This is a genomic window from Citrobacter sp. Igbk 16 (assembly GCF_028069755.1).
In the GTDB taxonomy this organism is placed as follows: Bacteria; Pseudomonadota; Gammaproteobacteria; order Enterobacterales; family Enterobacteriaceae; genus Citrobacter.
In genome coordinates this window covers 41015-67918 of the sequence record NZ_JANEWJ010000020.1, presented here as the reverse complement: position 1 = coordinate 67918, position 26904 = coordinate 41015, and the positions used below count along the sequence as shown (strand labels likewise).

Sequence of the window (26904 nt, the reverse complement as noted above, 5' to 3'; positions counted from 1 at the left end):
ATGGCATAACTTTTCTTAACCTGAACGACGACGATTACGTGGGGCACCGCCGGTACGACGCGGGCCATTGCCTGGGCGTGGGCGCGTCAGGCGCAGCGGCTTCGGCAGGTCGGTCATCAGCGCGTCCGGGTTGTACTTACTGACCGGAATCGAGTGGCCAATGTAGGTCTCGATTGCAGGTAAATTCAGCGCGTACTCTTCACAAGCCAGGCTAATAGAATGACCACTTGCGCCTGCACGACCTGTACGACCAATGCGGTGGACGTAATCTTCACAATCATCCGGCAGGTCATAGTTAAACACGTGCGTTACGGCTGGAATGTGCAGGCCACGTGCCGCGACATCGGTCGCGACGAGAATATCGAGATCGCCACGGGTGAACTCATCAAGGATACGCAGGCGTTTTTTCTGCGCCACATCACCGGTAAGCAGGCCTACGCGATGTCCGTCAGCAGCAAGACTGCCCCAGATCTCTTCACAGCGATGTTTGGTGTTCGCAAAAACAATGGCGCGATCTGGCCACTCTTCTTCAATCAGCGTTTGCAGCAAACGCATTTTCTCTTCGTTTGAAGGATAGAAGAGTTCTTCTTTAATACGGTGGCCCGTCTTCTGTTCCGGTTCAACTTCAACGTACTCGGCGTTGTTCATCTGTTCAAACGCCAGTTCACGGACGCGGTAAGAGAGGGTTGCGGAAAACAGCATGTTCAGGCGTTGAGTGGTTGGCGGCATACGGCGGAACAGCCAACGAATATCTTTAATAAAGCCAAGATCGTACATACGATCGGCTTCATCCAGTACCACGACCTGAATCGCGCCCAGGTTGATATGGTTCTGCTTTGCGTAGTCAATGAGACGACCGGTAGTGCCGATAAGAATATCGACGCCGCTTTCCAGCACTTTCAGCTGTTTGTCATAGCCATCACCGCCATAAGCCAGGCCTAATTTCAGACCAGTGGTCTGTGCCAGCGGCTCAGCGTCGGCGTGGATCTGCACGGCTAACTCACGCGTTGGCGCCATAATTAACGCACGCGGTTGGTTCACCTTGCGATCGGCAATCGCGGGATGAGAGAGAAGATAATGAAACGTTGACGTCAGGAACGCCATCGTTTTTCCGGTACCGGTTTGCGCCTGCCCTGCAACATCACGGCCTGCCAGCGTTAGCGGCAGCGCGAGGGCCTGAATGGGCGTGCAGTTATGAAACCCTTTATTTTCAAGGGCTTCTATCACCTTTGGGTGCAGGGCGAAGTCGGAAAACTTCTGTTCTGTTAAATGTGTTTTGCTCATAGTGTGGTAGAATATCAGCTTACTATTGCTTTACGAAAGCGTATCCGGTGAAATAAAGTCAACCTTTAGTTGGTTAATACTGTACACAATTCATTCATGATGCGTCGAGATGGCAAGTGAATGGGTCCACAGAAGCGTACTGAGTACGTAACTGGGACACAGCGCACAGCCAACAAAAAGGCGGCTTGAAGGATGATGTGTAAACACCAACACACCAGGCTTATTCCTGTGGAGTTATTATGAGCGATAAAATTATTCACCTGACTGACGACAGTTTTGACACGGATGTACTCAAAGCGGACGGAGCGATCCTCGTTGATTTCTGGGCAGAGTGGTGCGGTCCGTGCAAAATGATCGCTCCGATTCTGGATGAAATCGCTGACGAATATCAGGGCAAATTGACGGTTGCTAAACTGAACATTGACCAAAACCCAGGCACCGCGCCGAAGTATGGTATTCGTGGCATCCCGACCCTTCTGCTGTTTAAAAACGGTGAAGTTGCGGCGACTAAAGTTGGCGCACTGTCCAAAGGTCAGTTGAAAGAGTTCCTCGACGCTAACTTAGCGTAAGGAAGTATCATGATCGGGCGGCCATACTTCGAAATGATTCGGATGACTGGACGCCCGACTTGAGTCGTGCTAAGTTAGTGTTGACTTCGTATTAAACATACCTTATTAAGTTTGAATCTAGCTTTATCCAATACTTCCCGTTGTTTCTCGTGCGAGAAGTTGACAGATTCAGGGCCTTGTCACTCAATCCGTCTTGTCGTTTCAGTTCTGCGTACTTTCCTGTGACCAGACAGCGAACAGACATGAGTCGATGGCCGTAAACAGGCATGGATGACCCTGCCATACCATTCACAACATTAAGTTCGAGATTTACCCCAAGTTTAAGAACTCACACCATTATGAATCTTACCGAATTAAAGAATACGCCGGTTTCTGAGCTGATCACTCTCGGCGAAAATATGGGCCTTGAAAACCTGGCTCGTATGCGCAAGCAGGACATTATTTTTGCCATCCTGAAGCAGCACGCAAAGAGTGGCGAAGATATCTTTGGTGACGGTGTGCTGGAGATATTGCAGGATGGATTTGGTTTCCTCCGCTCTGCAGACAGCTCCTACCTCGCCGGTCCTGATGACATCTACGTTTCCCCAAGCCAAATCCGCCGTTTCAACCTCCGCACTGGTGATACCATTTCTGGTAAGATTCGCCCGCCGAAAGAAGGTGAACGCTATTTTGCGCTGTTGAAAGTTAACGAAGTTAACTACGACAAACCGGAAAACGCCCGTAACAAAATCCTCTTCGAAAACTTAACGCCGCTGCACGCAAACTCCCGTCTGCGTATGGAGCGTGGTAATGGTTCTACCGAGGACTTAACGGCGCGCGTACTGGATCTGGCATCGCCGATCGGTCGTGGTCAACGTGGTCTGATTGTAGCACCGCCGAAAGCGGGTAAAACAATGCTGCTGCAGAACATTGCGCAGAGCATTGCCTACAACCACCCGGACTGCGTGCTGATGGTTCTGCTGATTGACGAACGTCCGGAAGAAGTGACCGAGATGCAGCGTCTGGTTAAAGGTGAAGTTGTGGCTTCTACCTTTGACGAACCCGCATCTCGCCACGTTCAGGTTGCGGAAATGGTAATCGAGAAGGCGAAACGTCTGGTTGAACATAAGAAAGACGTTATCATCCTGCTCGACTCCATCACACGTCTGGCGCGTGCTTACAACACCGTGGTCCCGGCTTCCGGTAAAGTACTGACCGGTGGTGTGGACGCTAACGCCCTGCACCGTCCGAAGCGTTTCTTCGGTGCGGCACGTAACGTGGAAGAGGGTGGCAGCCTGACCATCATCGCAACTGCGCTTATCGATACCGGCTCTAAAATGGATGAAGTTATCTACGAAGAGTTTAAAGGTACCGGCAACATGGAACTGCATCTCTCTCGTAAGATTGCTGAAAAACGCGTCTTCCCGGCTATCGACTACAATCGTTCCGGTACCCGTAAAGAAGAGCTGCTTACCACCCAGGAAGAGCTGCAGAAAATGTGGATCCTGCGCAAAATCATCCATCCGATGGGTGAAATTGATGCGATGGAGTTCCTCATTAATAAGCTGGCGATGACCAAGACCAATGATGACTTCTTCGATATGATGAAGCGCTCATAATTCAGACATCATCCGAAAACGCCACGTTTTTACGTGGCGTTTTGCTTTTATGCCTGTAATCTTAACGACACAATAACAATAATACGGTATGACATACCGCCAGGTTGAAAAAGATTCGTAATTTGTATCTTGTGGTTGATAATTATACAGAACCATCGGATATGGAGACGGGTTTCCCTTCTGAATAAAGGTCTTCGTGGTTATACTTCTGCTATTAATTTTCTCTGAGAGCATGCATTGTGAATTTACTGACAGTAAGCACTGATCTCATCAGTATTTTTTTATTCACAACACTGTTTCTTTTCTTTGCGCGCAAGATCGCAAAAAAGATTGGTTTAGTGGATAAACCCAACTTTCGCAAACGGCATCAAGGATTGATCCCGCTGGTTGGGGGGATTTCGGCTTACGCAGGTATTTGCTTTACGTTTGTGATTGCTGATTATTACATCCCGCATGCTTCTCTCTATCTGGCCTGTGCCGGCGTGCTGGTTTTGGTTGGCGCGCTGGACGATCGTTTTGATATCAGTGTAAAAATTCGCGCAACTATCCAGGCCGCGATCGGCATCATCATGATGTCGGTTGGCAAACTCTATCTGCTTAGCCTTGGGTATATTTTTGGCCCCTGGGAGATGATTCTTGGTCCGTTTGGCTATTTACTGACGCTGTTTGCCGTCTGGGCGGCAATTAATGCTTTCAATATGGTGGACGGCATTGACGGCCTGTTAGGTGGGCTGTCCAGCGTTTCATTCGCGGCGATGGGGTTTATCCTGTGGTTCGATGGGCAGACGAGTCTGGCCGTATGGTGTTTTGCGATGATCGCCGCCATTCTGCCTTATATTCTGCTGAACCTGGGCGTTCTTGGGCGCCGTTATAAAGTCTTCATGGGTGATGCCGGCAGTACGCTGATTGGTTTTACCATCATCTGGATCCTGCTGGAAACCACGCAGGGCAAAACGCATCCTATAAGCCCAGTTACCGCACTGTGGATTATCGCCATCCCATTGATGGATATGGTGGCAATCATGTACCGGCGTTTGCGTAAGGGCATGAGCCCGTTCTCAGCCGATCGCCAGCACATTCATCATTTGGTGATGCGGGCTGGGTTTACTTCCCGCCAGGCATTTGTTCTGATTACGCTGGCTGCGGCCGTGCTGGCATCGATCGGTGTGCTGGCTGAATATTTCCGTTTGGTTCCGGAATGGGCCATGCTGGTGCTGTTTTTAATGGCATTTGGCCTCTACGGATACTGTATCAAGCGTGCCTGGAAAGTGGCGAGATTTATCAAGCGAGTGAAGCGCAGACTGCGAAGAATTCGTGAAGGCAAACCAAACTTAACCAAGTGAATTGAGGATGCGATGACACAACCATTACCGGGGGAAGACGCCGTGAGCGCTGAAAATGAACTGGATATCCGTGGGTTGTTTCGTACCTTATGGGCAGGGAAGGTGTGGATTGTCGGTATGGCGCTCGCATTTGCACTTGTTGCTCTCGCCTATACTTTTTTCGCCCGTCAGGAGTGGAGCGCAACGGCTATTTCAGACAAGCCTACGGTCAATATGTTGGGGGGGTATTATTCTCAACAACAGTTCCTGCGCAACCTGGATATTAAGGCCAGCCTCGCGTCAACGGACCAGCCGTCGGTGATGGATGAAGCCTATAAAGAATTTATCATGCAGCTTGCCTCCTGGGATACGCGTCGTGAATTCTGGCAGCAAACTGATTACTATAAGCAGCGTATGGTCGGAAACAGTAAAGCCGATGCCGCGCTGCTGGATGAACTGATCAATAACATTCAGTTTATGCCTGGTGATGCGTTGCGGAACACCAATGACAGCGTAAAGCTGATTGCGGAAACGGCACCTGATGCCAACAATCTGCTGCGCCAGTACGTGGCCTTTGCCAGTCAGCGTGCAGCACGTCATCTGAACGATGAGCTGAAAGGCGCGTGGGCTGCGCGGACGGTGCAAATGAAAGCGCAGGTCAAACGGCAGGAAGAGGTAGCAAAATCGATTTTCTCTCGCCGTGTTCATAACATTGAACAAGCGCTCAAAATTGCTGAGCAGCATAATATTTCGCGCACTTCTACTGATGTCCCTGCTGAAGAGTTACCTGATTCTGAGTTGTTTTTACTCGGACGTCCTATGCTACAGGCGCGACTCGAAAACCTGCAGTCTGTTGGCCCAGATTTTGATATGGACTATTTTCAAAACAGGGCCATGCTGAACACGCTGAACGTAGGCCCGACCCTGGATCCGCGTTTTCAGACCTATCGTTATTTGCGGACGCCGGAAGAACCGGTAAAACGTGATAGCCCACGTCGTGCCTTCCTGATGATTATGTGGGGCATCGTTGGGGCCCTGATCGGTGCTGGTGTCGCGTTAACCCGTCGCCGTTCGATTTAGCAATACCGTTGCAGTGAGGGGCTGGGCTCTCACTGCCAATCCGAAGAGAATCGATGTGAAAGTACTGACTGTATTTGGTACGCGACCGGAGGCCATTAAGATGGCTCCTCTGGTTCATGCGCTGGCTAAAGATCCTGATTTCGACGCGAAAGTTTGCGTCACTGCACAGCATCGGGAGATGCTCGATCAGGTATTGCACCTCTTTTCCATCGTACCTGACTACGATCTCAATATTATGCAGCCAGGTCAGGGACTGACAGAAATTACCTGTCGAATTCTGGAAGGATTAAAGCCAATCCTCGCTGAGTTCAAACCTGATGTGGTGCTAGTCCACGGTGATACAACAACAACCCTTGCTACCAGTCTGGCCGCGTTTTATCAGCGTATTCCGGTGGGACATGTTGAGGCTGGGTTGCGAACGGGCGATCTCTATTCTCCCTGGCCGGAAGAGGCAAACCGTACACTGACCGGGCGCCTGGCAATGTATCACTTTTCCCCAACTGAAAATTCACGCCAAAACCTGCTGCGTGAAACCATTCCGGATGATCGTATTTTTGTCACGGGGAACACGGTTATTGATGCGTTGATCTGGGTTCGCGATCGTGTACTGGGAAATGAAGCGCTGCGTGCTGAACTGGCTGAGCGCTATCCTTTCCTGGATGCTGATAAAAAGATGATCCTGGTGACCGGTCATCGTCGGGAAAGCTTTGGTCGCGGTTTTGAGCAAATCTGCCATGCTCTGGCGGAAATTGCCGCGGCTAATCAGGATGTACAGATTGTCTATCCGGTACACCTGAACCCCAACGTTAGCGAGCCGGTAAATCGTATTTTGGGTCACGTTGATAACGTGATGCTAATTGAACCGCAGGACTATCTGCCATTCGTCTGGCTGATGAATCATGCCTGGCTTATCCTTACCGATTCTGGCGGGATTCAGGAGGAAGCCCCTTCTCTGGGCAAACCTGTGTTGGTGATGCGCGAAACAACGGAACGGCCAGAAGCTATTACCGCAGGCACAGTACGTCTGGTTGGGACTGACCCTCAGCGGATTGTGGCAGAAGTCACGCGCTTGCTGCATGACGAAAATGAATATCAGACCATGAGCCGCGCCCATAATCCGTATGGTGATGGGCAGGCGTGTGGCCGAATTTTACACGCGTTAAAAAATAATCGGATATCGCTATGAGTTTTACGACCATTTCTGTCATTGGGCTGGGTTATATCGGACTGCCAACGGCGGCCGCTTTTGCTTCCCGTCAAAAACATGTTATTGGCGTAGATGTAAATCAACATGCGGTGGATACCATTAACCGCGGTGAAATCCACATCGTCGAACCCGATTTGGGTGCTGTGGTGAAAACGGCTGTCGAAAATGGCTTTCTGCGTGCGGTTACGGCACCCGTCGAAGCAGACGCTTATCTGATTGCTGTGCCGACCCCCTTCAAGGGGGAGCATGAACCCGATATGGTCTATGTTGAAGCCGCAGCGAAGTCACTTGCACCGGTGTTGAAAAAAGGGGCGTTGGTGATCCTTGAATCGACGTCACCCGTCGGGGCAACGGAACAGATGGCAGCATGGCTTGCAGAAATGCGCCCTGACCTGACTTTCCCGCAGCAGGCGGGGGAACAGGCTGACGTGAACATTGCTTATTGTCCGGAGCGCGTGCTGCCAGGCCAGGTGATGGTTGAACTGATTAAAAATGACCGTGTGATTGGCGGAATGACCCCCGTCTGTTCTACGCGTGCCAGCGAACTGTACAACATCTTCCTCGAAGGTGAATGCGTGGTGACTAACGCCCGCACCGCAGAAATGTGTAAGTTGACCGAAAACAGCTTCCGCGATGTCAATATCGCCTTTGCTAATGAACTGTCGCTGATTTGCGCCGATCAGGGGATTAACGTTTGGGAACTGATCCGTCTGGCAAACCGCCACCCGCGGGTTAATATTTTGCAGCCTGGACCAGGCGTTGGCGGACACTGTATCGCGGTCGACCCGTGGTTTATTGTGGCGCAGAACCCGCAGCAGGCGAGATTGATCCGCACCGCGCGCGAGGTAAATGATAGTAAGCCTCATTGGGTTGTCGATCGGGTAAAAGCCGCTGTAGCAGATTGTCTGACGGAGACCAATAAACGTGCCAGCGAAGTAAAAATTGCCTGTTTTGGTCTGGCGTTCAAACCGAATATTGATGATTTACGTGAAAGCCCGGCAATGGGGGTGGCGCAAAGTATCGCACGTTGGCACAGCGGCGAGACGTGGGTGGTTGAACCGAATATCCATCAGTTGCCGAAAAAACTGGATGGCCTGTGTCAACTGGCGAAACTGGATGCTGCGTTGGCAAGTGCCGATGTGCTGGTGATGCTGGTTGACCATAATGAATTTAAAGCGATTAAAGGCGATGCGGTTCACCAGCAATATGTGGTTGATACCAAAGGAGTCTGGCGCTAATGAAACGAATTCTGGTTACCGGTGGTGCAGGATTTATTGGCTCAGCGGTTGTGCGTCACATCATTAATGAGACTCGGGATGCCGTGGTAGTGGTTGATAAGTTAACCTATGCCGGAAACCTGATGTCGCTGACGCCGGTTGCACAGAATGCCCGTTTTGCCTTTGAACACGTGGATATCTGCGATCGCGTAGCGCTCGACAACGTGTTTCAACAGTATCAGCCGGATTGCGTGATGCATCTGGCGGCAGAAAGTCATGTTGATCGTTCTATCGATGGCCCCGCCGCATTTATTGAAACCAATATTGTCGGGACCTACACGTTGCTGGAAGCCGCTCGCGCATACTGGAATGTGTTAACCGATGATAAAAAGCAGGCGTTTCGTTTCCACCATATATCAACCGATGAGGTGTACGGCGACCTGCATTCTACGGATGATTTCTTTACCGAAACGACGCCGTATGCACCGAGTAGTCCTTATTCTGCGTCAAAGGCCAGTAGCGATCATCTGGTTCGAGCCTGGTTGCGTACCTACGGGCTGCCAACGTTAATTACTAACTGCTCCAACAACTATGGTCCCTATCATTTCCCGGAAAAACTGATCCCGCTGATGATACTCAATGCACTGGCGGGAAAACCTCTACCGGTGTACGGCAACGGACAGCAGATTCGTGACTGGCTGTATGTGGAAGATCATGCCCGGGCGCTCTATTGCGTCGCGACAGCAGGTGCAGTTGGCGAGACCTATAATATTGGTGGTCATAATGAGCGTAAAAACCTGGACGTGGTCGAAACGATTTGCAGCTTGTTGGAAGAACTGGCGCCGCAAAAACCACGAGGTGTCATGCGGTATCGTGAATTGATCACTTATGTTGACGATCGCCCCGGTCATGATTTGCGCTATGCCATTGATGCGTCAAAAATTGCGCGTGAACTTGGCTGGGTGCCGCAGGAAACGTTTGAAAGTGGGATGCGCAAAACCGTGCAATGGTATCTGGCAAATGAGGCCTGGTGGAAACCCGTGCAGGATGGCAGTTACCAGGGTGAGCGTTTGGGTCTGAAGGGCTAACAGCCTGGTTTTGGCGCCCGGAGGAGGGATCATATGAAAGGTATCATTCTGGCTGGTGGCTCAGGTACTCGCCTGTACCCCATTACGCGCGGCGTATCGAAGCAGTTATTGCCTATTTACGATAAGCCTATGATCTATTACCCGCTATCGGTACTGATGCTGGCGGGAATTCGCGAGATCCTAATTATTACCACACCGGAAGATAAAGGGTATTTCCAGCGTTTGCTGGGGGATGGCTCCGAGTTCGGTATTGAATTGCACTATGCGGAGCAGCCCAGTCCGGATGGTTTAGCACAGGCGTTCATTATTGGTGAAACGTTCCTTAACGGCGAACCGTCATGTCTGGTGCTTGGGGACAATATCTTCTTTGGCCAGGGATTTAGTCCAAAATTACGCCACGTTGCCGCCCGCACGGCAGGTGCGACAGTATTTGGCTATCAGGTGATGGATCCTGAGCGTTTCGGTGTGGTGGAGTTCGATGACAATTTTCGGGCAGTCTCGCTGGAAGAGAAGCCGAAAGAACCAAAATCAAACTGGGCGGTGACAGGACTCTATTTCTACGACAGCAAGGTCGTGGAATACGCAAAGCGTGTGAAACCTTCTGAGCGTGGGGAACTGGAAATTACCTCCATTAACCAGATGTACCTTGACGATGGCAATCTGACCGTTGAATTGCTTGGCCGTGGCTTTGCCTGGCTGGATACCGGTACGCACGACAGTCTGATTGAAGCGAGCACTTTTGTGCAGACGGTAGAGAAACGTCAGGGCTTTAAAATCGCCTGTCTGGAAGAGATCGCATGGCGTAATGGCTGGCTGGATGATGAAGGCGTAAGACGTGCCGCCAGCTCGCTGGCTAAAACAGGCTACGGCCAATATTTGCTGGAGCTTCTCCGTGCCCGTCCGCGCCAGTATTGAGTCCCTGGATTGGGAAAATACGTTCTTTGGTGTGAATAGCGCCATCGTACGGTTTGACCCGCATGCACCGATTCTGACAGCAGAAGTCTTACAGCGCTGGGACCGGGTGCAGGCAAAAATTCATGCTGCAAATACGAATGAAATAGATGCTTTACAGCAGCTGGGTTTTTCACTGGTAGAAGGTGAAATGGACTTTGTTCTGCCGGTTACGTGCGCCCGTGAAAATCCCGGTGCTCAGGTGGCACAAGCTGCGGATATTCCGCTACTGCGTCAACTGGCTGGAGAGGCGTTCGCCCAAAGTCGTTTCCGCGCACCGTGGTATCCCGTGGAGGCCAGTGCGCGTTTTTATGCACAGTGGATAGAAAACGCTGTGCTGGGCACGTTCGATCATCAGTGCCTCATTTTTCGCACACAGACTGGTGGGATTCGCGGTTATGTCTCACTACGTGACGTCAATGATACTGATGCACGAATTGGCCTGCTGGCTGGTCGTGGTGCGGGCGCAGAACTCATGCAAGCTGCGCTTTGCTGGGCGCTGGCTCGCGGTAAAACAACATTGCGCGTGGCGACCCAGATGGGCAACACCGCCGCGCTTAAACGTTATATACAGAGTGGTGCAAATGTGGAAAGCACCGCGTACTGGTTATACAGGTGACAAAATGATTCCATTTAACGCGCCGCCGGTGGTGGGAACCGAGCTTGAATACATGCAGTCAGCGATGAGCAGCGGTAAGCTGTGTGGCGATGGCGGTTTTACCCGTCGTTGCCAGCAATGGCTGGAGCAGCATTTTGGCAGTGAGAAAGTGCTGCTGACGCCATCCTGTACCGCGTCACTGGAGATGGCGGCATTATTGCTGGACATCCAGCCCGGCGATGAAGTCATCATGCCCAGCTACACATTTGTATCTACCGCGAATGCATTCGTGCTGCGTGGCGCAAAAATCGTCTTTGTCGATATCCACCCGGATACCATGAACATTGATGAAACGCTGATTGAAGCGGCGATTACTGAGAAAACCCGCGCTATCGTGCCGGTGCACTACGCCGGGGTTGCCTGTGAAATGGATACCATTATGGCGTTGGCGTCACAGTACAACCTGTTCGTGGTGGAAGATGCTGCTCAGGGCGTAATGTCGACCTACAAAGGCCGTGCGCTGGGGACCATTGGGCATATTGGCTGCTTTAGCTTCCATGAGACCAAAAACTATACCGCAGGCGGTGAAGGCGGGGCGACGCTGATCAACGACCGTAAATTAGTTGAACGTGCAGAAATCATCCGTGAAAAGGGGACGAATCGCAGTCAATTTTTCCGCGGTCAGGTTGATAAATATACCTGGCGTGATATTGGCTCCAGTTATTTGATGTCCGATCTCCAGGCTGCCTATCTGTGGGCGCAACTGGAAGCGGCAGAGCGTATTAATCATCAGCGACTGGTACTGTGGCAGAATTATTATGATGCCCTCGAACCGCTGGCGCGCGCCGGGCGCATTGATTTACCCGTCATCCCGGAAGGTTGTGCGCAGAATGCCCATATGTTTTATATCAAGCTGCGTGATATTGATGATCGCACGGCGTTGATTAACTTCCTGAAAGAAGCCGAAATTATGGCGGTATTCCATTATATTCCGCTGCATGATTGTCCGGCTGGCGATAAATTTGGTGTGTTTTCCGGAGTCGATCGTTATACCACCAAAGAAAGTGAACGTCTGTTGCGTCTGCCGCTGTTTTACAACCTGTCGCCGGTTAACCAGCGCACAGTGATTACGACCTTACTCAACTACTTTTCCTGATATGTCGCTGGCTAAAGCGTCCTTGTGGACGGCTACCAGTACGCTGGTAAAAATTGGTGCGGGTTTGTTGGTGGTAAAACTGCTGGCGGTCTCTTTCGGCCCTGCGGGTGTGGGCCAGGCGGGAAACTTCCGCCAGATGGTCACCGTGCTTGGCGTGTTGGCGGGCGCTGGGATTTTCAACGGCGTCACGAAATACGTTGCTCAGCACCATGATGATCCGGCGCGGTTGCGTAAGGTGGTGGGGACATCATCCGCAATGGTGCTGGGATTCTCTACGCTGATGGCGGCGATTTTTTTGCTGGCAGCAGCGCCCATCAGCCAGGGATTGTTTGGTCATACGCATTTTCAGGGGTTGGTACGCCTGGTTGCGCTGGTACAGATGGGGATTGCCTGGGCAAACCTGTTGCTGGCGTTGATGAAGGGCTTTCGCGATGCGGCGGGAAACGCGCTGTCGCTGATTGTGGGTAGCCTGGTCGGCGTCGTGGCCTACTACGGCTGCTATCGGTTGGGCGGATACGAAGGTGCCTTGCTGGGCCTGGCGCTGGTACCTGCGTTGGTCGTTATTCCTGCCGCTATTATGCTGATTAAGCGCGGGGTGATCCCCCTGCATTACCTGAGGCCCTCGTGGGACAACGGCCTGGCAGGGCAACTCAGCAAGTTTACGTTGATGGCGCTCATTACCTCTGTGACGCTACCAGTGGCGTATGTGATGATGCGAAACCTATTGGCGGCGCAATACAGCTGGGATGACGTGGGGATCTGGCAGGGGGTGAGCAGTATCTCTGATGCGTACCTGCAATTTATTACTGCTTCATTCAGTGTGTATCTACTGCCAACACTGTCTCGCCTTACTGAAAAGCGCGACATCGCGCGTGAAGTTATCAAGTCGCTGAAATTTGTATTGCCGGCGGTTGCCGCCGCGAGTTTTACCGTCTGGCTGTTACGTGATTTTGCTATCTGGCTGCTTTTCTCCGCTAAATTCACCGCTATGCGTGATTTATTTGCCTGGCAATTGGTGGGGGATGTTCTGAAAGTAGGTGCCTACGTATTTGGCTATCTGGTGATCGCGAAGGCCTCGCTGCGTTTTTATATTCTGGCCGAAATTAGCCAGTTCATTTTGTTGACGGCATTTGCCCACTGGTTGATCCCCGCGCACGGTGCTCTCGGCGCGGCACAGGCCTATATGGCAACGTACATCGTCTATTTTTCTCTTTGTTGTTGCGTGTTTTTACTCTGGCGTAGGCGGGTATGACTGTACTGATTCACGTTCTGGGATCGGATATCCCTCACCATAACCAAACCGTGCTGCGGTTCTTCAACGACGCGTTGGCTGTAACAAGTGAGCACGCGCGCGTGTTTATGGTTGCTGGTCAGGATACGGGATTAAGCGAGAGCTACCCGGCGTTATCACTGAGTTTCTACGGCGGAAAAAAGGCGCTGGCAGAGGCCGTTATCGCCAAAGCTAAGATGGATCGCCAGCAGCGTTTCTTCTTTCATGGGCAGTTCAATACTAGCCTGTGGCTGGCATTGCTGAGCGGGGGCATTAAACCTGAGCAGTTTTACTGGCATATTTGGGGTGCCGATCTGTATGAAGTCTCCAGTGGGCTGAAATTCCGTCTGTTTTACCCAATTCGTCGAATAGCGCAAAACCGCGTGGGATGTGTCTTTGCCACGCGAGGCGATCTGAGCTATTTCGCTGAGCAGCATCCGCGTGTACGTGGGGAATTGCTCTATTTCCCAACGCGTATGGATCCATCGCTGAACAATATGAGTAATGAGCGCCTGCGACGCGGGAAAATGACGATCCTGGTCGGAAACTCTGGCGATCGCAGTAATGAGCATGTAGCCGCGCTACGCGCTGTTCATCAGCAGTTTGGTGATACGGTGAATGTGATTGTGCCAATGGGTTACCCGGCAAATAATGCAGGCTATATTGATGAAGTACGCCAGGCAGGTCTGGCGTTATTTAGCGCCGATAATCTGCAAATTCTCAGCGAAAAGCTGGAGTTTGATGACTATCTGGCGCTACTGCGTCAGTGCGATCTGGGTTACTTTATTTTTGCCCGTCAACAGGGGATTGGTACATTGTGTCTGCTGATTCAGGCGGGGATTCCGTGCGTGCTCAACCGTGAAAACCCATTCTGGCAGGATATGGCAGAGCAAAATATCCCGGTTCTGTTTACGACAGATGTACTCAATGAAGGTATTGTACGCGAAGCGCAGCGCCAGCTGGCATCGGTTGATAAAAGTGCAATTACTTTCTTTAGTCCGAATTATCTGCAACCGTGGCATAACGCGCTGCGCATTGCCTCAGGAGAAACCGTATGAGTCTGATGCAATTCAGCGGTCTGCTGGTGGTGTGGCTACTCTCTACTTTGTTTATCGCCACGCTGACCTGGTTTGAATTCCGACGCGTGCGGTTTAACTTCAATGTCTTCTTTTCATTGCTGTTTTTATTGACGTTTTTCTTTGGTTTCCCGTTGACCAGCGTGCTGGTCTTTCGCTTTGATGTGGCGGTGGCCCCGCCGGAAATTCTGCTGCAGGCGTTGCTGTCTGCTGCCTGTTTCTACGCAGTGTACTATGTGACCTATAAAACACGCCTGCGTAAACGGAGCCCGGAGAGAACGCGCAGACCGCTGTTTACGATCAATCGCGTTGAAGCACATTTGACCTGGATTATCCTGATGGCGATTGCGCTGGTGAGCGTGGGCATTTTCTTTATGCACAACGGTTTCCTGCTATTCAGGCTGCAATCCTATAGCCAGATTTTCTCCAGTGAAGTCTCCGGGGTGGCTCTGAAACGCTTCTTCTACTTCTTCATTCCGGCGATGCTGGTGGTCTACTTCCTGCGTCAGGACAGCAAAGCGTGGTTGTTCTTCCTGGTAAGTACCGTTGCATTTGGTTTGCTGACGTACATGATTGTTGGCGGAACCCGCGCCAATATTATTATCGCGTTTGCCATTTTCCTGTTTATCGGCATTATTCGTGGCTGGATTTCACTATGGATGCTGGCCGCCGCGGGTGTACTGGGTATTGTCGGGATGTTCTGGCTGGCGCTGAAGCGCTACGGGATGAACGTCAGCGGTGATGAGGCGTTCTATACTTTCCTGTACCTCACGCGCGATACCTTCTCGCCGTGGGAGAATTTGGCGCTATTGCTACAAAATTACCACAATATTGAGTTTCAGGGGCTGGCGCCGATCGTCCGTGATTTCTACGTCTTTATACCGTCCTGGCTGTGGCCGGGCCGACCGAGCATTGTGCTCAATTCCGCGAACTATTTTACCTGGGAAGTGCTGAACAACCACTCGGGCCTGGCTATCTCCCCGACGCTGATTGGTTCGCTGGTGGTGATGGGCGGTGCCTTGTTTATACCGTTAGGTGCGATTGTGGTCGGCCTAATTATTAAATGGTTCGACTGGTTGTATGAATTAGGTAACCGGGAGACTAATCGCTATAAGTCAGCGATTTTGCACAGTTTCTGTTTCGGCGCCATTTTTAATATGATCGTTTTGGCACGTGAAGGGTTAGATTCGTTTGTCTCGCGAGTGGTCTTTTTCCTCGTGATTTTCGGCGTCTGTCTGTTGGTGGCAAAATTGTTGTACTGGCTGTTTGATAGTGCGGGACTCATCCATAAACGAATAAAGTCGGTGCCCCGGACACAGGTTGAAGGATCGTAATGACAGATAACACAACTGCGCCGCTGTATTCACTGCGCGGATTAGAACTGATTGGCTGGCGCGATATGCAGCATGCGCTGAATTACCTGTTTGCTGAGGGACGCCTCAGGCAGGGGACGCTGGTAGCAATTAACGCCGAGAAAATGCTGACAGCGGAGGATAACCCAGAGGTTCGGACGTTGATCGAGGCCGCTGAGTTTAAATATGCGGATGGGATCAGCGTGGTGCGTTCCGTGTGCAAAAAATTCCCGCAGGCGCAGGTATCACGTGTGGCGGGGGCCGATCTCTGGGAAGCGCTGATGGCTCGCGCCGGGAAGGAAGGAACGCCCGTATTCCTTGTTGGCGGTAAGCCTGATGTTCTGACACAAACAGAGGCAAAATTGCGCGCACAATGGCACGTCAATATTGTTGGCAGTCAGGACGGCTATTTTACCGCCGATCAGCGTCAGGCGCTGTTTGAGCGTATTCATGCCAGCGGCGCACAGCTTGTTACCGTGGCGATGGGGTCGCCGAAACAAGAAATTTTTATGCGCGATTGTCGCCAGGTCCATCCACATGCGCTGTATATGGGCGTGGGTGGCACCTACGATGTGTTTACCGGCCACGTAAAGCGTGCGCCCAAATTCTGGCAGAGCCTGGGATTGGAGTGGCTGTATCGCTTGCTGCTGCAACCGAGTCGTATCACCCGCCAACTTCGTTTATTACGTTATCTCCGCTGGCACTATACCGGCAATCTCTGACATCACCTCTGCGTTGTTCAGTAGCGCGTTATGCTAAACGCGCTACTTATTCACAACATAATCGCTGCTTTCTCGCACAATCTATTCATTTTTTGAATGCTTTAATTGCCATTTAGACGATTTTAAGAAACCATTCGCAACAATCATTGCAGTGCCGTGGTGTTTTTGGCGCCAACCGTAAGCGGTCGGTGCTGAATGGCCTGTTATGGCAAAAAAAACGATGTACCCATAACGATAACCGGAAATACCGGAAACAATGCAATCACAACAAGAGGATCTATGGCAGAGAATAAATCTGAGCTACAGCGTGGGCTGGAGGCTCGTCATATCGAATTGATAGCCCTTGGGGGGACCATTGGTGTCGGACTGTTTATGGGGGCTGCCAGTACCCTGAAATGGGCTGGACCATCGGTTCTGCTGGCGTATATCGTCGCTGGGCTGTTCGTCTTCTTCATCATGCGTTCCATGGGGGAGATGTTGTTCCTGGAGCCGGTCACTGGCTCATTCGCCGTTTACGCTCACCGTTATATGAGCCCCTTCTTTGGCTATCTTACCGCATGGTCATATTGGTTTATGTGGATGGCGGTGGGGATCTCGGAGATTACCGCCATTGGGGTCTACGTGCAGTTCTGGTTCCCGGAAATGGCACAATGGATACCCGCGTTGATTGCGGTGGGTCTGGTAGCGCTGGCAAACCTGGCAGCAGTTCGCTTGTATGGTGAAATCGAATTCTGGTTTGCCATGATTAAAGTGACCACCATCATTGTGATGATTGTCATTGGCGTAGGGGTTATTTTCTTCGGTTTTGGTAATGGTGGTCAGGCGATTGGCTTTGGCAATTTGACCGAGCATGGCGGCTTCTTCGCGGGGGGCTGGAAAGGGTTCCTGACAGCACTGTGTATTGTTGTTGCTTCCTATCAGGGCGTGGAGCTTATCGGCATCACGGCAGGTGAGGCTAAAAACCCGCAGGTCACGCTACGTAGCGCCGTGGGTAAGGTTCTGTGGCGCATTCTGATTTTCTACGTAGGTGCGATTTTTGTTATCGTCACTATCTTCCCGTGGAATGAGATTGGTAGTAACGGCAGCCCGTTCGTTCTCACTTTTGCCAAGATTGGTATTACGGCAGCCGCTGGGATTATCAACTTTGTGGTCCTGACGGCCGCGCTATCTGGCTGTAACAGCGGGATGTACAGCTGTGGCCGTATGCTCTATGCGCTGGCAAAGAACCGCCAATTACCTGCCGCCGTCGGAAAAGTCTCTCGTCACGGAGTGCCAGTCGCTGGTGTGGCGATTTCTATCGTGATCCTGCTGATTGGCTCGTGCCTGAACTACATCATTCCCAATCCGCAGCGGGTGTTCGTTTATGTCTATAGCGCCAGCGTGTTGCCGGGCATGGTTCCGTGGTTTGTGATCCTGATAAGCCAGTTGCGTTTCCGTCAGGCACATAAGGAAGCGATAGCCAGCCATCCGTTCCGTTCCATTCTGTTCCCGTGGGCGAATTATTTGACGATGGCATTCCTGATTTGCGTATTAATTGGGATGTACTTTAATGAAGATACCCGAATGTCGCTTTTTGTTGGCATTGGCTTCCTGTTGGCAGTAACGCTCATTTATAAGGTTTTTGGCCTGAATCGCCATGGTGTAGCCCAAAAACTGGAGGAATAAGCGACAAAACGCACAAAGCGTGACCAAACGATAATTTATTTTAAAAAAGCACTAGACAGCAGACCGAGACCTCCGTAATATCCAGCCCCGCAACGGCGCTAAGCGCCCGTAGCTCAGCTGGATAGAGCGCTGCCCTCCGGAGGCAGAGGTCTCAGGTTCGAATCCTGTCGGGCGCACCATTTAGTAGGGTGCCAGAGCTGCGGTGGTTTTAATACCGCGTAAAAGATTTGCAGTGGTGGCTATAGCTCAGTTGGTAGAGCCCTGGATTGTGATTCCAGTTGTCGTGGGTTCGAATCCCATTAGCCACCCCATTAATTTAAAGTTGTGAAATGCGAAGGTGGCGGAATTGGTAGACGCGCTAGCTTCAGGTGTTAGTGTTCTTACGGACGTGGGGGTTCAAGTCCCCCCCCTCGCACCACGACTTAAAGAATTGAACTAAAAATTCAAAAAGCAGTAAAACGGCGAGTAGCGCAGCTTGGTAGCGCAACTGGTTTGGGACCAGTGGGTCGGAGGTTCGAATCCTCTCTCGCCGACCAATTTTGAACCCCGCTTCGGCGGGGTTTTTTGTTTTCTGTTCCTCACTTTTGTACCTCTTCTCCCCCAAATGTCATGAAGTCTTAAAAAGCCGCAATCCCTGGTTTTTACAGTGCAATCACCACATACGCTGTGTAATAATATGCGTGTAGATGCTCATTCCATCTCTTATGTTCGCCATCAGGCCTCATAAACTCAGGAATGATGCAGAGCCGTTTACGGTGCTTATCGTCCACTGACAGATGTCGCTTTAGCTTCATCAAACACCATGGACATAACGTTGAGTGAAGCACCCATTTATGTTGTCATACAGACCTGTTTAGCGCCTGCTCCAAAAGAGCGGGCGTTTTTTTATGCATATCCGTCCGGAATGATTTTGTGTATGCGGTAGGCCCGGCAGGCGAAGCGCTACCGGGCAAGGGAGAATTACTGCGGGGGATTGTTGTTCTGCAGCGTCAACATCAGGCCATCACGACGCATTGTTGCGGCCTCTTCCGGCTGATGTAGTCTGTCCAGCGCGTCAGCAAGCCAGGCATAGTCGTATGCATCCGGGCGTTGTTTAAGCGCGGCACGGAAGGCGAGCGTAGCTTCCTGCCATTCACCGTGCTTCATCAATGACTGACCAAGCGTACTCCACAGCAGTGGGCGGTCGCCCACCACTTTAATTTGCTGGCGCAGCACTTTTTCTATCTGTTCCGGGTTGTTGGTTTTCAGACGTGGGATCGGCAGCACCAGGCGGTCGTCATACTGACGTTTCAGACCATCGATGATGATTTGCTGTGCCGTATCGTGATCGTCACACTCAATCAGATGTTCTGCCATCGCCACCTGTAGGGCAACCTGCTGACGAGTCTTACGGCTCTGGTTTTTCCACCATGCGCGTAATCCCTCGCTGCCCTGATCGGCGCGAACCTGATCCATCAGACCCACCCATGCCTGCTGTTCCAGCATCGCACGGTGTTCTTCATCACCCACATGCGCCTTCGCCATTGATGGAATGATATCCAGCAAAGAACTCCACGCACCGGTGCGAATGTAAGCCTGTTCAGCCAGGCGCAAGACTTCCGGATGGCGTGGCGTCACTTCCAGCAGTTTGTCTACACTGTGGCGTGCGGCATGGTTTTCATTACGGGCCAGCTGCAAACGAACACGGGCGATTTCGACCGGGATCGTATCATTTCCGGCGAGTTCGGCTGCGCGTTCAAGGTGTTGATTAGCGCGAGCTTCATCACCACGCTGCTGAGCCGCTTCTGCCGCCAGAAGGTAATTCACCACCGGTTGTTCTGCGTGATCGGCATTTTTTGACATCAGCTTTTCAACCTGCTGATAGTCGCCTTCTGCCAGTTTAAGCAGCGCCTGCTCGGTCTGCTTGCGCGCACGACGGCGTTTACGCCCCACAAACCAGCCGCGGGTATGCGCACCAGTACGGAATATACGGCGCAGCAGCCACTCAATCGCAAAAAGAATAACCATTGCGACGATCAGAATGATCACCAGACCCGTCACGCTGGTTTCGATGTTGTAGTTATCCGTCTGGATCAGAACATAACCCTGATGACCAGCAATCATCGGACCAACGACGATCCCGGCGATCAACAGCACAAAGAGTAATAATACTTTTAGCATCATTATTCTCCCTGCGGCGCGGTTGCCGGAGCATCTGCCTGAGGTACTGGTGCAGGTGCGGCTTCCGCCGGTGATGTGGATGGTTGGGCCAGCAAATTACGCACGCGAGTCTGCATTAGCTTCTCAAGAACAGCCTGGCTCTGAAGTGTTTCCGGTACGTCCATGCTGATGCTTTGCTGGCTCAGTTGATCGACCTCTTCAAGGAACGCTTTTGTCGCTGCATCGTCAGTGTCGTAATAGGCGCGAACCCATGTGGAGACATTTTCCAGCGCCTGGCGGTATGTTTCTTCCTGATGGCGAGGTACGGCTTGCGCCGCCACGAGCAGGCGTGAACGGATGTTCTCACGTAAGTAAACATCCTGGTTTGGCGCCAGTAGCGGGACGGCGGTTTCATCACGACGGCGAATGGTGATAAAGCTGTCCATAAAGTTCTGCCAGCTTTTTTGTAGATTGACGCGCCATTCGCTAATGGAGCTGGAAAGCTCGCTGCTGTCCGAATCCATCGGTGAATCATCGGTATCGTTATCAGCCAGACGCAGGTTATCAATTTGGTTAGCGAGCTGGTTTACCTTGAGGATAATGCCGTCATAGTCGACCTGAGTGACCGCAGAGAGGCTGGCGATATCGTCGGTAATCGCGCGACGAGCGGCAATTAAACTGGGGTCATTCATGTCAGCCAGGCTGGCGTCGGCGCTTTTCAGCAACGCTGCGGCGGTGGTAACGTCCTGATCGCTCCATAATTTACGCCCCGCCAGTTTCACCAGAAAATCGGCCTGCGCCAGCAGCCAGGTTTTGGCATCGCTTCCGGATATAGTGGCGATTTTTTGCTGAACCTCATCAAGCTGTTTGGCCAGCGCAGTCTGCTGGCGATTGGCTTCATCCAGCTGTGTTGCCTGCTGCTTAATAATTCCTTCCAGCTCAGTCTTTTGGGTTTCTTGCGCTTTTTGCAGCGCCATGAGCTGGTTTGCCAGCGCATCACTGGTTGCTGTCTGCGTAGTGGCCTGCTGTTTCCCCCAGCCATACAGCCCCACGCCTGCCGCCAGCGCAATAGCAATCGCCACAGCGCTCAGAATCAGTGCGGTACTGTTCTTACTCTTTTTTTCAGTGTTGTTGACTGGCTGTGATGTGGTGTCCACGGCCTCCCTGGTCTCTTCAACCACGGCGGAGGTTTTTTCTTGTTCCGTCATTATGGCATCCCATTATGAGAGTTATTGTAATGCGCGTAGTAGCGCATCGTTGTCGGCGTTATCAGCGACCTTAATATCTTGCCAGCCCAGTTCCCGGGCGAGGTTCGCCAGACGCTCACTGACGACCAGCAGCCGACAGCGTAGTAACCAGTGCTCACGATACCACTGCGGAATAAGCGCCCAGAGCTGCTGTAGCATCTCTCCGCTGGTGACAACCACTGTTTTCACACCGCGTGATTGCCAGCGCATCGCTTCCTCTGCGCCATCGTAATGTTTTGCACTGCGTTGATAACATTCACAAAAATCAACATCGGCTCCGCGCGTTATCAGGGTTTCACCGATCAACTCCCGACCGCCGTTGCCACGTAAAATCAGCGCGCGTTTTCCCGCAATATTTTGTAATTCAGGTAATTGTAGCAAGACTTCGCTAATTTCCCGATCCAACGGATAGTGAATATTGCATCCGCTCACGGTGTGCAACGCCAGCGCCGTTGTACGGCCGATGGCAAAATAGCGCGGGAGAGTGGACCAACTTACCCCTTGCCGCTGAAGTTGAGCATCGGCAAAGGTCACGGCGTGCTGTGAGAGAGCAAAAACCAGATCGTTTTCGGTGAGCGCCGAAAGACGGGGAGCCAGCGTTGGCAGTTCCCGGCCCGGCGCGAACTCAATAAGCGGAAAACTCCAGGCCACCTGCCCCAGTGTGCGCAGACGGCTCACTAACTCTTCCCCAGCGGGAGATGGGCGGGTGACCAGAATACTCATGCGGGGGCATCTCCGTTATAAACTTCAGCCAGAATGGCGCGTGCACCGTTTTCCAGCAGTTCTTCTGCCAGAGATATACCCATTTTTTCCGCATCCTGCGCAGCGCCACGACGTTCTCCACATACCATCTGTGAACCATCTGGCGCACCGACTAACGCGCGTAGCCAAATCTCACCGTTGATGAGTTCCGCATAGCTGCCGATAGGAACCTGACATCCCCCTTCGAGGCGGGTGTTCATGGCGCGTTCTGCTTTTACGCGCAGGGCTGTTTCTTCATGGTTGAGTGGCGCTAACAGTGCCTGAGTGCGCTGATCGTCGAGTCGACATTCGATACCCACAGCGCCTTGTCCGACCGCAGGCAGAGACACTTCTGGTGCCAGTGCTGCGCGGATTCGTGACTCCAGCCCTAAGCGTTTTAATCCAGCGACGGCCAGAATAATGGCGTCGTAGTCACCGTTGTCCAGTTTGCTCAGGCGAGTACCTACGTTGCCGCGCAGCGAGCGGATGATGAGATCCGGGCGCTGTTTTGCCAATTGGCACTGGCGACGTAAGCTGGACGTTCCAACGATGCTCCCTGCTGGCAGCTCATCCAGCGTGTTGTATTTATTTGAGACGAAAGCATCACGCGGATCTTCACGCTCGCAAATAGTGACCAGCCCAAGACCTTCAGGAAATTCGACCGGCACATCCTTCATGGAATGCACGGCGATATCTGCGCGTTTTTCCAGTAGCGCGACTTCCAACTCTTTAACAAACAAGCCCTTACCCCCGACTTTTGCCAGTGGGGTATCCAGAATCACGTCGCCACGGGTCACCATGGGAACCAGTTCAACGACCAGACCGGGGTGGTTTGCCATTAAGGCGTCTTTGACATAATGTGCCTGCCAGAGCGCAAGGGGGCTTTGGCGTGTGGCAATTCTCAAAACATTGTCTAACATGCTTGTTACCGTCATTATCAATCATTGACCATCCTAACATCCTTATCAAAGGGATGTCAGCGTTACGCTCAAACGTAAGTGAGAGGAAAAGGCGCTGCATCATCACTGGCAGTGATTAATGACGAGAAACCTCCCGACCGTATGAAGGAATTTACACGTAACGAACGGTGCTACACTTGTATGTAGCGCATCTTTCTTTACGGTCAATGAGCAAGGTGTTAAATTGATCACGTTTTAGACCATTTTTTCGGCTGTACTCCCTAAAAAAATAGGGGTGAAAAAACGGTAACGGTTATTTTTGACATACGGTTTATCCGAATTGCTGAAGATTGTTGATGAGCGCTTGCGCCGCAGCAATCGACAACATGATGGATAGCAACATCAGGCGATACGTCTTGTACCTCTATATTGAGACTCTGAAACAGAGACTGGATGCCATAAATCAACTGCGTGTGGATCGCGCGCTTGCTGCCATGGGACCTGCCTTCCAGCAGGTATACAGTCTGCTGCCGACATTATTGCACTACCACCACCCACTGATGCCGGGTTACCTCGATGGTAACGTTCCCAAAGGCATATGCTTTTACACGCCTGATGAAACCCAACGCCACTACCTGAATGAGCTGGAACTGTACCGCGGTATGTCACCGCAGGACCCTCCAAAGGGCGAACTGCCGATCACCGGCGTTTACTCTATGGGCAGCACCTCTTCCGTAGGGCAAAGCTGTTCCTCTGACCTCGATATTTGGGTCTGCCATCAATCCTGGCTGGATAGCGAAGAGCGGCAGTTGCTGCAACGTAAATGCAGCCTGCTGGAAAGTTGGGCCGCCTCGCTGGGCGTGGAAGTCAGTTTCTTCCTGATTGATGAAAACCGTTTCCGCCATAATGAAAGCGGCAGTCTGGGTGGTGAAGACTGTGGCTCGACGCAGCATATCCTGCTGCTTGATGAATTCTATCGCACCGCTGTGCGCCTCGCAGGTAAACGTATTCTGTGGAATATGGTGCCTGGCGATGAAGAAGAGCATTACGACGATTACGTCATGACGCTCTACGCTCAGGGGGTGTTAACGCCAAACGAATGGCTGGATCTGGGTGGACTCAGTTCGCTTTCCGCCGAAGAGTACTTTGGTGCCAGCCTCTGGCAGTTGTACAAGAGTATCGATTCCCCGTACAAAGCGGTGCTGAAAACGCTGCTGTTGGAAGCCTATTCCTGGGAATACCCCAATCCACGCCTGTTGGCGAAAGACATTAAACAGCGCCTGCACGACGGCGAGATTGTCTCTTTTGGTCTCGACCCATACTGCATGATGTTGGAACGTGTAACCGAGTACCTCACTGCGATTGAGGACCCAACACGTCTTGATTTAGTGCGTCGATGTTTCTACTTAAAAGTCTGTGAGAAACTGAGCCGTGAACGCGCCTGCGTGGGCTGGCGTCGTGAAGTGTTAAGTCAGTTAGTACAAGAGTGGGGTTGGGATGAAGCCCGCCTGACGATGCTGGATAACCGCGCTAACTGGAAAATTGACCAGGTACGCGAAGCGCACAACGAACTGCTCGATGCAATGATGCAGAGCTATCGTAATTTGATTCGTTTTGCGCGCCGCAACAATCTTAGCGTCAGCGCCAGTCCGCAGGATATTGGCGTGCTGACCCGTAAGCTGTATGCCGCATTTGAAGCCTTGCCCGGCAAAGTGACGCTGGTGAATCCGCAGATCTCACCGGATCTCTCAGAACCCAATCTGACCTTTATCCACGTGCCGCCAGGTCGCGCCAACCGTTCGGGTTGGTATCTCTACAACCGCGCACCTAACATGGATTCGATCATCAGCCATCAGCCGCTGGAATATAACCGCTATCTCAATAAGCTGGTGGCGTGGGCATGGTTTAACGGCCTGCTGACATCGCGTACGCATTTGTTTATTAAGGGTAACGGTATTGTCGACTTGCCGAAGCTGCAGGAGATGGTCGCCGATGTCTCGCACCACTTCCCGCTGCGTCTGCCGGCACCAACGCCGAAAGCGCTGTACAGCCCGTGCGAAATTCGCCATCTGGCAATTATCGTCAACCTCGAATATGACCCGACGGCGGCGTTCCGCAATCAGGTCGTGCATTTTGATTTCCGTAAGCTGGATGTCTTTAGCTTTGGCGAAGAGCAAAATTGTCTGGTGGGTAGCGTAGATCTGCTGTATCGCAACTCGTGGAATGAAGTGCGAACCCTGCACTTCAACGGCGAGCAGGCGATGATTGAAGCGTTAAAAACGATTCTGGGCAAAATGCATCAGGATGCCGCGCCACCGGATAGCGTTGACGTGTTCTGTTACAGCCAGCATTTGCGTGGTTTAATCCGCACGCGTGTCCAGCAACTGGTGTCTGAGTGCATCGAACTGCGCCTGTCCAGTACGCGCCAGGAAACTGGGCGCTTCAAAGCGCTGCGTGTTTCCGGTCAGACGTGGGGCCTGTTCTTCGAACGTCTGAACGTCTCGGTGCAGAAACTGGAAAACGCCATTGAATTCTATGGCGCGATTTCGCACAACAAATTGCACGGTCTTTCCGTTCAGGTTGAGACCAACCATGTGAAATTGCCGTCGGTGGTGGACGGTTTTGCCAGCGAAGGGATCATTCAGTTCTTTTTTGAAGAGACGGGTGATGAGCAGGGCTTTAACATCTACATTCTGGACGAGAGTAACCGTGTCGAGGTGTATCACCACTGTGAAGGCAGTAAAGAAGAGCTGGTGCGGGATGTCAGCCGCTTCTATTCATCGTCGCACGATCGCTTCACTTACGGCTCCAGTTTTATCAACTTTAACCTGCCGCAGTTTTATCAGATTGTGAAAACTGACGGGCGCGCGCAGGTGATCCCGTTCCGCACCCAGCCGATTAGTCCAGTCCCACAAACCAGTCAGGATAACGACACGCCGCTGTTGCAGCAGTATTTCTCGTGAGTTAACTTTCCCGGATGCATGACGCTTATCGGGCCAGAGTAGGCCGGATAAGCGAGGCGCATCCGGCACTAAAACTTAACGGAAGCTCACCTCTTCACCCGCCTGCAGCGTAGCAGCCTGTTCCAGCAGATCCCAGAACGTTTCGCCGCTGCGGTCGCAAATCCACTCGTCGCCTTTCAGGTCAAAATGGTAACCGCCCTGTTTAGTGGCCAACCATACCTGGTGCAGCGGTTCCTGACGGTTAATGATAATTTTGCTGCCATTTTCGAAGCTGATAGTCAGTACGCCACCGTTGATCTCACAATCGATATCGCTGTCGCCGTCCCAGTCGTCCAGACGCTCTTCAATGGTCATCCACAGGGTGTCGGTAAGGCGATGAAATTCACTGTCGTTCATTTTTTTATCCTGTTTTTCGTGATGGTCGCAGTATAACGCGGAATAAATCACGTTGCAGTTTTTAGCCAAACTCTTGCTTTTACGCCTTCTCCTGCGATGATAGAAAACAGAAAGCATGAACTTACAGGCAATCCATAATGAAAAACGTGTTTCAGGCACTCGCTGTACTTTTTACACTGTTCAGCCTGACGGGCTGTGGTCTGAAGGGACCTCTCTATTTCCCGCCAGCAGACAAAAACGCGCCGCCTCCGACGAAGAGCATTCAGTCGCCAGCACAATCTACGACGCCGGATAAAAACGATCGTGGAATCAGTGATGGACCTTCTCAGGTGAATTACTGACGGTAAGTTTCTGTACCCGCGTG

24 protein-coding genes and 4 tRNA genes are annotated in these 26904 nt (G+C 51.9%); 22 read left to right on the top strand and 6 right to left on the bottom strand.

The features are described 5' to 3' along the window. Positions 1–15: 15 nt before the first annotated feature. The gene (gene rhlB, locus NNO03_RS14490; protein ID WP_137383183.1) at positions 16–1284 is read right to left on the bottom strand and encodes an ATP-dependent RNA helicase RhlB; all 1269 of its coding nucleotides are present in this window, start codon (positions 1282–1284) and stop codon (positions 16–18) included. Between the two features lie 239 nt (positions 1285–1523). On the opposite strand from rhlB, the gene trxA reads away from it, so the two are divergent. The 20 genes from trxA (at position 1524) to NNO03_RS14390 (ending at position 18691) form a co-directional block, all read left to right on the top strand. Beyond that, positions 1524–1853, top strand: a complete 330-nt coding sequence (trxA, locus tag NNO03_RS14485) for a thioredoxin TrxA (protein WP_001280776.1) — start codon at positions 1524–1526, stop codon at positions 1851–1853. Positions 1854–2029: 176 nt separating this feature from the next. Further along, positions 2030–2113: a rho operon leader peptide gene (locus NNO03_RS14480; protein ID WP_101743114.1), complete on the top strand. Its 84-nt coding sequence runs from the start codon at positions 2030–2032 to the stop codon at positions 2111–2113. A 78-nt stretch (positions 2114–2191) separates the two neighbouring features. Further along, positions 2192–3451 (top strand): transcription termination factor Rho, encoded by a 1260-nt coding sequence (gene rho / locus NNO03_RS14475; protein WP_002437993.1) that lies wholly within the window; start codon positions 2192–2194, stop codon positions 3449–3451. A gap of 239 nt (positions 3452–3690) precedes the next feature. Then, entirely contained in the window at positions 3691–4794 is a 1104-nt protein-coding gene (wecA, locus tag NNO03_RS14470; RefSeq protein WP_271449834.1) for a UDP-N-acetylglucosamine--undecaprenyl-phosphate N-acetylglucosaminephosphotransferase, read from the top strand. Between the two features lie 12 nt (positions 4795–4806). Then, positions 4807–5853 (top strand): ECA polysaccharide chain length modulation protein, encoded by a 1047-nt coding sequence (gene wzzE / locus NNO03_RS14465; RefSeq protein WP_137383182.1) that lies wholly within the window; start codon positions 4807–4809, stop codon positions 5851–5853. 55 nt (positions 5854–5908) lie between these two features. Continuing rightward, positions 5909–7039 carry a non-hydrolyzing UDP-N-acetylglucosamine 2-epimerase gene (gene wecB, locus NNO03_RS14460; RefSeq protein WP_271440996.1) on the top strand — a complete coding sequence of 377 codons (1131 nt, stop codon included), beginning with the start codon at positions 5909–5911 and terminating at the stop codon, positions 7037–7039. Next, on the top strand, positions 7036–8298 hold the full coding sequence (gene wecC / locus NNO03_RS14455; RefSeq protein ID WP_271440997.1) for a UDP-N-acetyl-D-mannosamine dehydrogenase: 1263 nt from the start codon (positions 7036–7038) through the stop codon (positions 8296–8298). Before wecB ends, wecC begins: the two co-directional genes overlap by 4 nt. Then, a complete protein-coding gene (gene rffG, locus NNO03_RS14450; protein ID WP_271449833.1) occupies positions 8298–9365 on the top strand; it encodes a dTDP-glucose 4,6-dehydratase in 1068 nt (355 codons plus the stop codon). The genes wecC and rffG overlap by 1 nt, the downstream gene beginning before the upstream one ends. Positions 9366–9398: 33 nt before the next feature. Beyond that, entirely contained in the window at positions 9399–10280 is an 882-nt protein-coding gene (gene rfbA / locus NNO03_RS14445; protein ID WP_271449832.1) for a glucose-1-phosphate thymidylyltransferase RfbA, read from the top strand. Next, the gene (gene rffC, locus NNO03_RS14440) at positions 10258–10935 is read left to right on the top strand and encodes a dTDP-4-amino-4,6-dideoxy-D-galactose acyltransferase (RefSeq protein WP_271449831.1); all 678 of its coding nucleotides are present in this window, start codon (positions 10258–10260) and stop codon (positions 10933–10935) included. Before rfbA ends, rffC begins: the two co-directional genes overlap by 23 nt. A 4-nt stretch (positions 10936–10939) precedes the next feature. Beyond that, positions 10940–12070, top strand: coding sequence for a dTDP-4-amino-4,6-dideoxygalactose transaminase (gene rffA, locus NNO03_RS14435; RefSeq protein ID WP_040230067.1), 1131 nt, complete (start codon positions 10940–10942; stop codon positions 12068–12070). A gap of 1 nt (position 12071) precedes the next feature. Next, complete coding sequence (wzxE, locus tag NNO03_RS14430) at positions 12072–13322, top strand: lipid III flippase WzxE (protein WP_271449830.1); 1251 nt, start codon at positions 12072–12074, stop codon at positions 13320–13322. Then, positions 13319–14398 (top strand): TDP-N-acetylfucosamine:lipid II N-acetylfucosaminyltransferase, encoded by a 1080-nt coding sequence (locus NNO03_RS14425; RefSeq protein ID WP_271449829.1) that lies wholly within the window; start codon positions 13319–13321, stop codon positions 14396–14398. Before wzxE ends, NNO03_RS14425 begins: the two co-directional genes overlap by 4 nt. After that, a complete protein-coding gene (gene wzyE, locus NNO03_RS14420; RefSeq protein ID WP_271449828.1) occupies positions 14395–15750 on the top strand; it encodes an ECA oligosaccharide polymerase in 1356 nt (451 codons plus the stop codon). Before NNO03_RS14425 ends, wzyE begins: the two co-directional genes overlap by 4 nt. Continuing rightward, positions 15750–16490: a lipopolysaccharide N-acetylmannosaminouronosyltransferase gene (gene wecG / locus NNO03_RS14415; RefSeq protein WP_005133328.1), complete on the top strand. Its 741-nt coding sequence runs from the start codon at positions 15750–15752 to the stop codon at positions 16488–16490. The genes wzyE and wecG overlap by 1 nt, the downstream gene beginning before the upstream one ends. A 279-nt stretch (positions 16491–16769) precedes the next feature. Next, entirely contained in the window at positions 16770–18155 is a 1386-nt protein-coding gene (locus NNO03_RS14410) for an amino acid permease (RefSeq protein WP_271449827.1), read from the top strand. A 102-nt stretch (positions 18156–18257) separates the two neighbouring features. Next, positions 18258–18334, top strand: a tRNA-Arg gene (locus NNO03_RS14405). Positions 18335–18390: 56 nt separating this feature from the next. Continuing rightward, positions 18391–18466 (top strand) — tRNA-His (locus NNO03_RS14400). A gap of 20 nt (positions 18467–18486) precedes the next feature. After that, positions 18487–18573 (top strand) — tRNA-Leu (locus NNO03_RS14395). Between the two features lie 41 nt (positions 18574–18614). Next, positions 18615–18691: transfer RNA gene (locus NNO03_RS14390), tRNA-Pro, on the top strand. Between the two features lie 424 nt (positions 18692–19115). Here the strand turns inward: NNO03_RS14390 and hemY are convergent. Genes hemY through hemC form a run of 4 tightly spaced genes read right to left on the bottom strand, consistent with a single transcriptional unit; the run spans position 19116 to position 23202 of the window. Then, positions 19116–20315, bottom strand: coding sequence for a protoheme IX biogenesis protein HemY (hemY, locus tag NNO03_RS14385; RefSeq protein ID WP_271441037.1), 1200 nt, complete (start codon positions 20313–20315; stop codon positions 19116–19118). Between the two features lie 2 nt (positions 20316–20317). Further along, on the bottom strand, positions 20318–21502 hold the full coding sequence (gene hemX, locus NNO03_RS14380; protein ID WP_271441005.1) for a uroporphyrinogen-III C-methyltransferase: 1185 nt from the start codon (positions 21500–21502) through the stop codon (positions 20318–20320). A 21-nt stretch (positions 21503–21523) separates the two neighbouring features. Next, the gene (gene hemD / locus NNO03_RS14375) at positions 21524–22264 is read right to left on the bottom strand and encodes a uroporphyrinogen-III synthase (RefSeq protein ID WP_271441006.1); all 741 of its coding nucleotides are present in this window, start codon (positions 22262–22264) and stop codon (positions 21524–21526) included. Continuing rightward, positions 22261–23202: a hydroxymethylbilane synthase gene (hemC, locus tag NNO03_RS14370; protein WP_271441007.1), complete on the bottom strand. Its 942-nt coding sequence runs from the start codon at positions 23200–23202 to the stop codon at positions 22261–22263. The genes hemD and hemC overlap by 4 nt, the downstream gene beginning before the upstream one ends. A 395-nt stretch (positions 23203–23597) precedes the next feature. Between hemC and cyaA the strand changes: the two genes are divergently transcribed. Continuing rightward, positions 23598–26144, top strand: coding sequence for a class I adenylate cyclase (gene cyaA / locus NNO03_RS14365; protein ID WP_202039645.1), 2547 nt, complete (start codon positions 23598–23600; stop codon positions 26142–26144). A 75-nt stretch (positions 26145–26219) separates the two neighbouring features. Here cyaA and cyaY read toward each other — a convergent pair whose 3' ends face one another. Then, complete coding sequence (gene cyaY / locus NNO03_RS14360; protein ID WP_271449826.1) at positions 26220–26540, bottom strand: iron donor protein CyaY; 321 nt, start codon at positions 26538–26540, stop codon at positions 26220–26222. 137 nt (positions 26541–26677) lie between these two features. On the opposite strand from cyaY, the gene NNO03_RS14355 reads away from it, so the two are divergent. After that, positions 26678–26881: a lipoprotein gene (locus NNO03_RS14355; RefSeq protein WP_005133315.1), complete on the top strand. Its 204-nt coding sequence runs from the start codon at positions 26678–26680 to the stop codon at positions 26879–26881. Positions 26882–26904: the final 23 nt, after the last annotated feature.

Coding starts and splice junctions, on each gene's coding strand:
- rhlB (WP_137383183.1), bottom strand. CDS start 1,284: ATGAGCAAAACACATTTAACAGAACAGAAGTTTTCCGACTTCGCCCTG.
- NNO03_RS14425 (WP_271449829.1), top strand. CDS start 13,319: ATGACTGTACTGATTCACGTTCTGGGATCGGATATCCCTCACCATAAC.
- rfbA (WP_271449832.1), top strand. CDS start 9,399: ATGAAAGGTATCATTCTGGCTGGTGGCTCAGGTACTCGCCTGTACCCC.
- wzzE (WP_137383182.1), top strand. CDS start 4,807: ATGACACAACCATTACCGGGGGAAGACGCCGTGAGCGCTGAAAATGAA.
- rffG (WP_271449833.1), top strand. CDS start 8,298: ATGAAACGAATTCTGGTTACCGGTGGTGCAGGATTTATTGGCTCAGCG.
- rho (WP_002437993.1), top strand. CDS start 2,192: ATGAATCTTACCGAATTAAAGAATACGCCGGTTTCTGAGCTGATCACT.
- NNO03_RS14410 (WP_271449827.1), top strand. CDS start 16,770: ATGGCAGAGAATAAATCTGAGCTACAGCGTGGGCTGGAGGCTCGTCAT.
- cyaY (WP_271449826.1), bottom strand. CDS start 26,540: ATGAACGACAGTGAATTTCATCGCCTTACCGACACCCTGTGGATGACC.
- hemD (WP_271441006.1), bottom strand. CDS start 22,264: ATGAGTATTCTGGTCACCCGCCCATCTCCCGCTGGGGAAGAGTTAGTG.
- rffA (WP_040230067.1), top strand. CDS start 10,940: ATGATTCCATTTAACGCGCCGCCGGTGGTGGGAACCGAGCTTGAATAC.
- wzxE (WP_271449830.1), top strand. CDS start 12,072: ATGTCGCTGGCTAAAGCGTCCTTGTGGACGGCTACCAGTACGCTGGTA.
- wecG (WP_005133328.1), top strand. CDS start 15,750: ATGACAGATAACACAACTGCGCCGCTGTATTCACTGCGCGGATTAGAA.
- wecC (WP_271440997.1), top strand. CDS start 7,036: ATGAGTTTTACGACCATTTCTGTCATTGGGCTGGGTTATATCGGACTG.
- hemY (WP_271441037.1), bottom strand. CDS start 20,315: ATGCTAAAAGTATTATTACTCTTTGTGCTGTTGATCGCCGGGATCGTC.
- wzyE (WP_271449828.1), top strand. CDS start 14,395: ATGAGTCTGATGCAATTCAGCGGTCTGCTGGTGGTGTGGCTACTCTCT.
- hemC (WP_271441007.1), bottom strand. CDS start 23,202: ATGTTAGACAATGTTTTGAGAATTGCCACACGCCAAAGCCCCCTTGCG.
- NNO03_RS14355 (WP_005133315.1), top strand. CDS start 26,678: ATGAAAAACGTGTTTCAGGCACTCGCTGTACTTTTTACACTGTTCAGC.
- trxA (WP_001280776.1), top strand. CDS start 1,524: ATGAGCGATAAAATTATTCACCTGACTGACGACAGTTTTGACACGGAT.
- hemX (WP_271441005.1), bottom strand. CDS start 21,502: ATGACGGAACAAGAAAAAACCTCCGCCGTGGTTGAAGAGACCAGGGAG.